This window comes from Streptomyces otsuchiensis, from assembly GCF_004305975.1.
GTDB lineage: Bacteria > Actinomycetota > Actinomycetes > Streptomycetales > Streptomycetaceae > Streptomyces > Streptomyces otsuchiensis.
Genome location: NZ_BHZI01000263.1, coordinates 1 through 8,099, shown reverse-complemented (window position 1 = coordinate 8,099; position 8,099 = coordinate 1). Strand labels below are relative to the sequence as shown.

The following is an 8,099-nucleotide window of genomic DNA, read 5'->3' as shown; positions in this document are numbered from 1 at the left end:
TTATAAGAGAAAGGTACTGCTTTTTTTTTTTTTCAAGCAGAAGACGGCATACGAGATTGCCTCTTGTCTCGTGGGCTCGGTGGGTTCGACGCGGAAGCCCTTGTGTTCCAACCGGTCGGTCAACGCGCCCTCACAGGCGCCGACTTCCACGAGCGGGCCCGCCTCGGGGCGGTGGTGCCGGGCGATCCAGGCGGTGGTCGCGTCCAGCCGGGTGTGCTCGTAGGGCGAGCTGTGGAACTCCCATGGGTCGGCGACTGCCGCGACCTCGTCGCCGAGACTGGCCAAGAGGGCGTACAGGCGGTCGCGTTCTCCCGGGTCGCAGCGGAAGAACCGTTCGGCGGCGGGGATTCTCGGGGTGTCGACGAGGAGTTCGGGGTCTTCGGCGGTGAGCAGCGGCCCGCAGTGCCGGTTCGCGAAGCCGGCCTTGAGCCGCATGAGTTGCCGGGTGAGTGGGCGGTCCTCGTCGCTGACGCACTGGAGGTAGGGCGAGTAGCCGACGGCGTGCTGGACGGGCAGGCCCGCGCCGGTCGCCGCGATGGCGGCGTCTCGTCCGATCCGGCCGCGGGTGCGGCGGTTGTCCGCCGGGGAGTGGGTCCACACCCGTGCGGGCCGGCCGGCGGCGGTGGCGCCGATCCAGGCGGCCAGGGTGTCGACGTCGCAGGGCTCGTGCCCGGCGTCGGCGGGCAGGACCCGCCTGCCGACCGCGTCGAGCGTGGGGCCGAGTTCTTCGCCCGGGGGCGGTTCGATCGTCTCGCGGGTTCCGCAGACCAGGACGCGGGTCTCCTCGCGCCCGGGCGCGGTGAGGACGGTGAGGAAGTCGAGCACCGCGTCCTCGGCTCGGAAGACCACCAGTATGTCGATCACGGCGCATTCCCATCCGGCAGCAGGGCAGGGCCAGGTAAGCGCTCCGGAGCCTAGTCCTCCGCTACGAAATTGGTCCAGACCTTCAATTCGGACGCCCGGCCTCGCCCCAAGCGGGTGGAAAGCGCGCCCGATTCACGCCCGCAGGCGCGGCCTTCCAGGTCACGGGAGGCCCGACCCGGCGCTTCGCCCGTCGTCCGCCTCTGGCCGGAACCGACCGGCGGCGCCGTCCCGCCGCGCGTCAGAAGAAGACTCCGCAGCGCAGCAGGACGTTGGCGAACGGTGTCGCCTCACCGGTCCGCACCACCAGACGGGCTTCGGCCGACAGCGACTTGAGCCGGTCGTGCGGGACGAACACCAGCGCGGGAAGGCGGGCCGCGAGCAGCCGGGCGGTCTCCGGGTTCACCCGGCTGACCTCCTCCGCCGCCGTGGCCGCCTCGACCACCAACTCCCCCAGCAGCCCGTCGAGTACGTCGGCGAACGACGGAATCCCCGCGGTGAAGGCGAGATCCACCACTGCCGGGCCACGGGGTATCGGCATACCGGCGTCACACACCAGCACCCCGTCGCCGTGGCCCAGTTCGGCGATGGCCCCGCACAGCGAGCGGTTGAGCACGCCCGCCTTCTTCACCCGTCCGCCCCCTCTCCGGGGCCGGGGCCCGCCGGAAGTCGCGTCACCAGGTCCTCGGCGGTCGGGAAGGAGCGCTGCGCGCCCTCCTCGGTGACCGCCGCGGCCCCGACCCGGACCGCGAACCGGGTGGCGGTGACCAGGTCGTCGCCGCTGCCCAACCGCCAGGCCAGCGCGGCGGTGAAGGCGTCGCCCGCGCCGGTGGTGTCGACGGCCGCGACCCGGGGGCTCGCCACCCGCACCGCCCCGGCGCCGGAGTCGACGAGGGCGCCGTCCGCGCCGAGGGTGACGACGACCGAACGGGGGCCCAACTCCCGCAGCGCACGGGCCCATTCCTCCGGGCCGGAACGGGCGTCCCCGCCGAGGATGAACCGAGCCTCGTGCTCGTTGACGACCAGCGGGTCGCAGGCCGCGAGGACGTCCGCCGGGAGCGGCGCGGGCGGTGAGGGGTTGAGGACCAGCCGGGTCCCGGACGGCAGGGTCCGCGCCAGCTCGGCCACCGTCTCCAGCGGGATCTCCAGCTGGGTGGAGACCACCCGGGACCGCGCCACCAGCGGCGCCGCCGCGCGTACGTCCCCCGGGGTCAACCGGGCGTTGGCGCCGGGCGAGACGACGATGCTGTTGTCACCCGAGGGGTCCACGGTGATCAGCGCGACGCCGGTGGGCGCGCCCCCCACGAGAACCCCCGTGGTGTCCGCGCCCGCGGCCCGCAGCGACTCCCGCAGCAACGCGCCGTGGGCGTCGTCACCGACCCGCGCGAGCAGCGCCGCGCGGGCGCCCAACCGGGCTGCGGCGACCGCCTGGTTGGCGCCCTTGCCACCCGGGTGGACCACGAGGTCCGAGCCGAGCACGGTCTCCCCGGCGCCGGGCCTGCGGTCGACGCCGACGACCAGGTCCGCGTTGGCCGAACCCACCACCAGCAACTCCAGTTCGTGCACGTCACTCCTGCCTTCGTCCTGTGCCGCCGGGGGCGGCGTGGTCCGGTGCGCGTCAGCGCGCGCCGTCGGGCCCGTCGGGCCGGTCGGGCCGGTCGGGCCGGTCGGGCCGGTCGGCCCGGTCGGCCCGGTCATGAGAACTCGCCGACGTTCTCCTCGGTGACGACCTTGACGGGCACCTTCACCACGTCCTCCACATCCTCGCCGTCGGCGGCGCGCAGCGCGTTCTGGACGGCGATCCGCCCGAGTTCCGCGGGTTGCTGGGCGATCGAGGCGAACAGGGTGCCCTCCTCCACGGCGGCGAGGCCGTCGGGCGTGCCGTCGAAGCCGATGACTGCCACGTCGTCGCCCGCGCGGTCGCCGAGGGCCCGGATCGCGCCCAGCGCCATCTCGTCGTTCTCGGCGAAGACGCCGTCGATGTCGCGGTTGGCCTGGAGGAGGTTGGTCATGACGTCCAGGCCCTTGGTGCGGTCGAAGTCGGCGGGCTGCTGCGCGACGACCTCGATCCCCGGGTAGTCGGCGAGACCGTCCGCGAACCCGGCGCCGCGTTCCCGGCTGGCGGAGGTGCCGGGGGTGCCCTGGAGCACGATGATCCGTCCTTCGCCGCCGATCTCCTCGGCGAGGGTGCGGGCGGCGAGCCGGCCGCCCTCCTCGTTGTCGGAGGTGACCAGCGCCTCGGCCTCCGCGCCGTTGACGCCTCGGTCGGCGGCGATCACCGGGATCTCCGCCTGGTTGGCACCGCGGACCGACGCGCCGGCGGCGTCGGAGTCGACCGGGTTGACGATGATGGCCTCGACGCCGGAACTGGTGAAGTTCTGGAGCTGGTTGGCCTGTTGGGAGGCGTCGTTCTGCGCGTCGGTGACGGTGAGTTCGACTCCGGCGGCCTTCGCCTCCGCCTCCGCGCCGTCCCGCATCTGCACGAAGAACGGGTTGTTGAGGGTGGAGAGCGACATCCCGACCTTGGTCGTGCCGGAGCCGGAGCCGGGGCTCAGCAGGGAGACCGCTCCGATGACCGCGGCCACACACGCCACCGCGACTCCGCCGCGCAGCAGGGCGCGGCCACGGCCGCCGGAAGAGCCCCCCGAGCCGCCAGAACCGCCGAGGATCCCGCCCGAACCACCACCCGCCCCGCCGCCGGTCGCGCCGGTGCGGCGGCGGAGGGTGTCCAGCAGCACCGCGAGGGCGATGACGACGCCGATCACGACCTGCTGCCAGAAGGCGGAGACCGACATCAGGTTGAGGCCGTTGCGCAGCACGGCCAGGATCAGCGCGCCGATCAGCGTCCCCGACGCCTTGCCGACCCCTCCCGCGAGGCTGGCGCCGCCGATGACGACGGCGGCGATGGCGTCGAGTTCGTACCCCTGGGCCGCCTGCGGCTGCGCCGAGCTGAGGCGCGAGGCCAGCACGATGCCGGCGACGGCCGCGAACAGGCCGGACAGCGCGTAGATCGCCAGCTTCTGCCGGTTCACCCGCAGGCCGGACAGCCGGGCTGCCTCCTCGTTGCCGCCGATGGCGTACATGGAGCGGCCGATGTAGGTGCGCGCGAGGATGACGGCGGTCACCAGGCCCATGCCTGCCATGACCAGCAGCGGCACCGGGAGCCAGCCGCCGAGGGTGTCGCCCAGGAAGGAGACGGACTCGGGGAAGGCGATGGGGCTGCCCTGGGAGATCACCAGCGACAGGCCGCGGCCGATGGAGAGCATGGCGAGCGTCGCGATGAACGGCGGCAGCTTGCCGTAGGAGATCAGCACGCCGTTGACGAGGCCGCAGGCCAGGCCGACGGCGATGGCGAGCAGCACGGCGAGCCAGACGGGTACCCCGTCGTTGGCCGCCATCCACGCCATGAAGGTCGCGGAGAGCGCCGCGACCGAGCCGACCGAGAGGTCGATGCCGCCCGAGACGATGACGAAGGTGACGCCGAAGGCGAGGATGGCCACAACAGCGGCCTGGACACCGACGTTGAGCAGGTTCTGCGTGGTCAGGAAGTCACCAGAGAGCAGTGACATCGCGACCAGCAGTACCAGCAGCGCGGTGAGCGCGCCGTTCTCGAGGAGCAGGCGGCGCAGGTCGCGCGACCCGCCCGTGCCCGGGGCTTTCCTGAGCGTGTCACTGGCCACGGGGGCCCTCCTCTTCCTTCGTTCCGGGTTCGGTCTCCGACACCGGGGAGCCGGGCGGTGCGGTGGCGACGGCGAGGGCCATCACCGCGTCCTGGGTCGCCTGTTCGGCAGGGAGTTCGCCCGCGAGCCGGCCCTGCGCCATGACGAGCACGCGGTCGCTCATGCCGAGGACCTCGGGCAGATCGCTGGAGATCATCAGCACGGCGTGCCCGGCGGCGGTGAGTTCGTTGACCAGTTGGTAGATCTCGACCTTGGCGCCGACGTCGACGCCCCGGGTGGGTTCGTCGAGGATCAGCACCCGGGTGTCGGCCAGCAGCCACTTGCCGATGACGACCTTCTGCTGGTTGCCGCCGGAGAGGGTCCGCACATGCTGGTGCAACCCGGCCATGCGGACGCCGAGTTGGCCGGAGATGCGCTCGGCTGCGGTGCGCTGCGCGGCGAGGTCGACGAGGCCGGCCCGGGTCGCGGACCGCAGCGTGACCAGTCCGAGGTTCTCCTGTACGGACGCGTCCAGCAGCAGCCCCTGGCCCTTGCGGTCCTCGGGGACGAGCCCGATCCCGGCGCGCATCGCGGCCACCACGTCGTGTCCGGGCAGCCGGTCGCCGAGCACCTCCACGGTGCCGGTGTCGTACGGGTCGGCGCCGAAGACGGCGCGGGCGACCTCGGTGCGGCCGGCGCCGACCAGCCCGGCCAGCCCGACGACCTCGCCGGCGCGCACCTCGAAGCTGATGTCGCTGAAGGCACCGGCACGGCTCAGGCCGCGGACGGCCAGCAGCGGTTCGCCGGCCTCGGGCCGCTCGCGCGGGTACTGCTGATCGATGCTGCGGCCGACCATCAACCGGACCAGCTCGTTCTCGGGCGTGGACGCCGACACCCGGCCGACCGACCGGCCGTCGCGCAGCACGGTCACCCGGTCGCCGAGGGCGGCGATCTCCTCCAGGTGGTGGGTGATGAAGACGATCCCGACGCCCTCGGAACGCAGTTGGCGGACCAGCGCGAAGAGGGTCTCCACCTCGCCGGCGGTGAGGACCGCGGTCGGTTCGTCCATGATCAGCACCCGGGCCTCAAGGCTGAGCGCCTTGGCGATCTCGACCATCTGGAGCCGGGCGATGCCCAGTTCGCGGACGCGGGCCCGTGGGGAGACGTCGAGACCGACGCGGGTGAGGAGTTCGGCCGCGTCCCGTTCCATCCGCCGCCGGTCGATCAGGCCGAAGCGGCGTGGCTGGCGGCCCAGGTAGATGTTCTCGGCGACGGTGAGGTCGGGTACGAGGTTGAACTCCTGGTGGATGGTGGCGATTCCGAGGCCCTCGGCGTCCTGCGCACTGTCGATCCGCACCTCCCGGCCGTCGGCCAGGACGCGCCCGCGGTCGGGGCGGTGGGCGCCCGAGAGCAGCTTGATGAGGGTGCTCTTGCCGGCGCCGTTCTCCCCGAGGAGTACGTGCACCTCGCCACGTCGCAGATCGAAGTCGACGGAGTCGAGGGCCACGACTCCGGGGAAGGTCTTGCGGACTCCCTCGACGCGCAGCAACTCGTCCTGGCTGCTCACTCGTTCCTCCTCTGCTGGGACGTGGGCGGTGCTTCGGCGGTGGCCACGGCGACCGGAGCGCGCTCGACGGCCGGGACCGGGCCGCACGCCGGCTCTCCGCACGAGCGGCGCACGACGAGCCGCGCCGGGAGGGTCACCGACTGCGGCGGCCTGCCCTCGATCAGGTCGACGAGCGCGCGCACGGCGGCGCGCGCGAGTTCGGCGACCGGCTGGGCGATGGCGGTGACGGGCGGGTCCGTGTGCACGAACCACGGGATGTCGTCGAAGGCGGCGACGCCGATGTCGTCGGGGACGCGCAGACCGCGGGCGCGGACGGCGTCGAGGGCGCCGAGCGCCATCAGGTTGTCGGTGGCGAAGACGACCTCGGGCGGCTCGGGAAGGTCCAGGAACCGTTCGGTGGCGCGGCGTCCGCTGTCGGCCTGGAAGTCGCCCTGTCCGAGGTACTCGTCCGGCAGCGGCAGGCCGTGGTCGCGCAGCGCGGCGCGGAACGCCTCGACGCGCTCCCGGCCGGTGGTGGTGGCCGCCGGTCCGGCGATGACGGCGACCCGGCGGTATCCGAGGCCGTGCAGATGGGCGACGAGATCGCGGATGGCCCCCGTGCCGTCGGCGCGGACCACGGGCACGTCCAGGCCGGGCACCCAGCGGTCGACCAGGACGACGGGGGTGGCTCCGCTCGCGGCGTCGGGCGCCAGCGGGGAGCGGCCGTCGGCGGGCGAGACCAGCAGACCGTCGATCCGGCGGTCGAGCAGCGTGCGGACGTGGTGGTCCTGCAGTTCGGGGCGCTCGTCGGCGTTGCCGATGATCACGCTGTAGCCGAGCGTGCGCGCCTCCTCCTCCACGAACCGGGCCAGCTCGGTGAAGTACGGGTTCATCACGTCGCTGATGACCAGGCCGAGGGTGCGGGTCTGGTCGGTGCGCAGCGAGCGGGCGACGGCGTTGGGCCGGTAGCCCAGCTCGCGCACCGCGTCCAGGACGCGGGTGCGGGCGGTGGGGCTGACGGACGGGTGGCCGTTGAGCGCGCGCGAGACGGTGGCGACGGAGACACCCGCCGCGGCGGCGACGTCCTTGATGCCCGCCATGTCCGGACCACCTCCTTGTGAGTCCCGGGTCCCGTCCCACGGAGCGGCACGCGCATCGCGGCGCCCACGTGGAAACGATTACAACGCCGAATGAAATCGATTACACGCCCGAAACGCAAGAGCCGGGAGGGAAGCGGATATCAGATCGTGACGTGACCGCTCAGGTGAGCAGGCACCCGTGCGCCGCCACTTCCGGACGGGGCTTCACGGCAGGGCGCGCGCGGTTCGCCGCGCCCACAGGAGGCCGGCCGCACCCGCCACCGGCAGCAGGAGCGCCCCGGAGACCCCGAGCGCGTCGCGGTCCAGGGCCAGGACGAGCACCGGCACCGACGGCAGCAGGGCGCCGAGCGGCCCGCGCAGGTACCACAGCGCCATCTGCAGCGGGGCGGTGTTGCCGAACGCGGTCTCCACGCCGACCATCACCTGGACCGGCATGGCCCCCCGGTAGCCGCTGACCAGCGCACCGCCCACCATCGCCGGGGACGACAGCAGCAGCACGGTCCAGCCCGGGGACCAGACTCCGCCGAGGGCCGCGCCCACGGCACCCGCGCCCAGCAGGCAGCCGATCAGCACCAGTACGGGGACAACCGCGTGCCAAGTCGCCAACATCGCCCGCGAGTAAGGCAGTTGAGCCGCACGACGCGGGTCGTCGCTGTCGACGCGCGCCGGCTCCACCAGTTGGGCGGCGGCGAAGTAGAGCGCGCACAGCGCCAGTACGGCCGGGAGCACACTCGGCTGCGCGGACACCGGGCCTTCTGCCGGTGACGCCAACTCCGGCTGCCCGGCCGCGAACCGCGCGGCCACAGCCACCGCGAACACCACCGCCGACACCGCCGCCACCACGCGCCCCGGCGTCCGCGACAGGCCGGTCACATCCCGCCAGGGCACCAGCAGCCACCGGCGTCGCGGCAGCGGCCACCGGACGCCCACGCC

6 protein-coding genes and 1 pseudogene are annotated in these 8,099 nt (G+C 73.2%); all 7 read right to left on the bottom strand.

Features of this window, described 5'->3' with window-relative positions; genetic code table 11:
* The gene (locus E0D90_RS28705) at positions 1–864 is read right to left on the bottom strand and encodes an SAM-dependent methyltransferase (protein ID WP_130799638.1); all 864 of its coding nucleotides are present in this window, start codon (positions 862–864) and stop codon (positions 1–3) included.
* A gap of 238 nt (positions 865–1,102) precedes the next feature.
* Positions 1,103–1,492 (bottom strand): D-ribose pyranase, encoded by a 390-nt coding sequence (gene rbsD / locus E0D90_RS20950; RefSeq protein WP_130799637.1) that lies wholly within the window; start codon positions 1,490–1,492, stop codon positions 1,103–1,105.
* Positions 1,489–2,427, bottom strand: a complete 939-nt coding sequence (locus E0D90_RS20945) for a ribokinase (protein ID WP_194116926.1) — start codon at positions 2,425–2,427, stop codon at positions 1,489–1,491. The genes rbsD and E0D90_RS20945 overlap by 4 nt, the downstream gene beginning before the upstream one ends.
* A 128-nt stretch (positions 2,428–2,555) precedes the next feature.
* A complete protein-coding gene (locus E0D90_RS20940; RefSeq protein ID WP_103503178.1) occupies positions 2,556–4,541 on the bottom strand; it encodes an ABC transporter permease/substrate-binding protein in 1,986 nt (661 codons plus the stop codon).
* Positions 4,531–6,087, bottom strand: a complete 1,557-nt coding sequence (locus E0D90_RS20935) for a sugar ABC transporter ATP-binding protein (RefSeq protein ID WP_130799635.1) — start codon at positions 6,085–6,087, stop codon at positions 4,531–4,533. Before E0D90_RS20935 ends, E0D90_RS20940 begins: the two co-directional genes overlap by 11 nt.
* Positions 6,084–7,166 carry a LacI family DNA-binding transcriptional regulator gene (locus E0D90_RS20930; protein ID WP_130799634.1) on the bottom strand — a complete coding sequence of 361 codons (1,083 nt, stop codon included), beginning with the start codon at positions 7,164–7,166 and terminating at the stop codon, positions 6,084–6,086. Before E0D90_RS20930 ends, E0D90_RS20935 begins: the two co-directional genes overlap by 4 nt.
* 204 nt (positions 7,167–7,370) lie before the next feature.
* Positions 7,371–8,099: pseudogene (locus E0D90_RS26720) on the bottom strand (hypothetical protein); the annotation flags it as partial.

Bases quoted from the DNA above. Each gene is read 5' to 3' on its own strand.
- E0D90_RS20930 (WP_130799634.1), bottom strand. From the start codon at position 7,166: ATGGCGGGCATCAAGGACGTCGCCGCCGCGGCGGGTGTCTCCGTCGCC.